The sequence below is a fragment of the Phytoactinopolyspora endophytica genome, assembly GCF_004138495.1.
GTDB lineage: Bacteria > Actinomycetota > Actinomycetes > Jiangellales > Jiangellaceae > Phytoactinopolyspora > Phytoactinopolyspora endophytica.
Map to the genome: position 1 here is coordinate 130,830 of NZ_ML142868.1, position 669 is coordinate 131,498.

Sequence of the window (669 nt, forward strand, 5' to 3'; positions counted from 1 at the left end):
GCTGGGAAAAGACATCTGCCGAGTCCCGCTCGGCCTTGCTCTGAATATCCGCGCCGAACCCCAAGCCACGCGAGCCCACACGCTGCTGAATGATGTGATCCAACCCCGCGAACGCCCCGCCCACGATGAACAGCACATTCGTCGTGTCGATCTCGATGAACTCCTGCTGCGGATGCTTACGCCCGCCTTGCGGCGGCACACTCGCAGACGTCCCCTCCAACATCTTCAACAGCGCCTGCTGCACGCCCTCGCCCGACACATCCCGGGTGATCGACGGATTCTCACTCTTGCGCGCGATCTTGTCGATCTCGTCGATGTAGATGATCCCGGTCTCGGCCTTCTTCACGTCGTAGTCGGCCGCCTGGATCAGCTTCAACAGGATGTTCTCCACATCCTCACCGACGTAGCCGGCCTCCGTCAGCACTGTGGCGTCCGCGATCGCGAACGGCACGTTCAACATCTTCGCCAACGTCTGCGCCAGATATGTCTTCCCGCACCCGGTCGGGCCGGTCAGCAGGATATTGGACTTGGCCACCTCGACGGCCTCGTCCTTGCCCGAGCCGCCGCCGGCTCCGGGCTGATGCGCACGCACCCGCTTGTAGTGGTTGTACACCGCCACCGACAGCGCCTTCTTCGCCGGCTCCTGACCGATGACGTACTGCTCCAAGA

General features: G+C 62.9%; 1 protein-coding gene. It reads right to left on the minus strand.

Going from position 1 to position 669, the window contains the following annotated elements:
* Positions 1-669 (minus strand): ATP-dependent Clp protease ATP-binding subunit ClpX (clpX, locus tag ELR45_RS41665; protein ID WP_240760220.1); only part of this gene is annotated, 669 nt, incomplete at both ends.